We start from the raw sequence: 433 nt of genomic DNA, 5'->3' as shown, positions 1-433 counted from the left end.
GGAAAGGCGATCTGATTGCAGGTTCCGAGAACAAGGACAGAAACAGCGTTACCCAAGCCTTGATCAAACAGTCCCGCAAGCTGGCCAAAGAGCTGTACCGCTCACTGACTTGGGACCGCGGATGCGAGATGGCCGAGTGTGAGATGGTCACCTTAGTGACGAAGATCGACATTTTCTTGGGCGCCCCACACAGCCCCTCTCATCGCTGCAAGCAGCGACTGCCGGGCAATGCATGGCAACGCGGTTCAAACGAAAATACCAACCGCCTGCTACGACAGTACTTTCCAAAGGGCACCGATTTGTCGATACATAATCAAGCAAAGCTGAGCGCCGTCGCAAGACAGCTCAACGAACGACCCCGAATGACGCTCGGATACGAAACCCCCGCAGCGCGTTTAAATGCATGTGTCGCGTCGACCCGTTGAGATCGCCG

At 55.7% G+C, this 433-nt stretch carries 1 protein-coding gene; it reads left to right on the top strand.

Annotated features, from left to right (window positions below; translation table 11 throughout):
* The coding region (locus AB9F26_RS22305) for a transposase (RefSeq protein ID WP_369769133.1) at positions 1-425 on the top strand (425 nt) is incomplete at its 5' end.
* Positions 426-433: the final 8 nt, after the last annotated feature.

Source organism: Falsihalocynthiibacter sp. BN13B15 (assembly GCF_041205415.1).
Taxonomy (GTDB): Bacteria; Pseudomonadota; Alphaproteobacteria; order Rhodobacterales; family Rhodobacteraceae; genus Falsihalocynthiibacter; species Falsihalocynthiibacter arcticus.
Note: the sequence above shows the minus strand (reverse complement) of the source record. Positions and strands in the feature narration are given on the sequence as shown.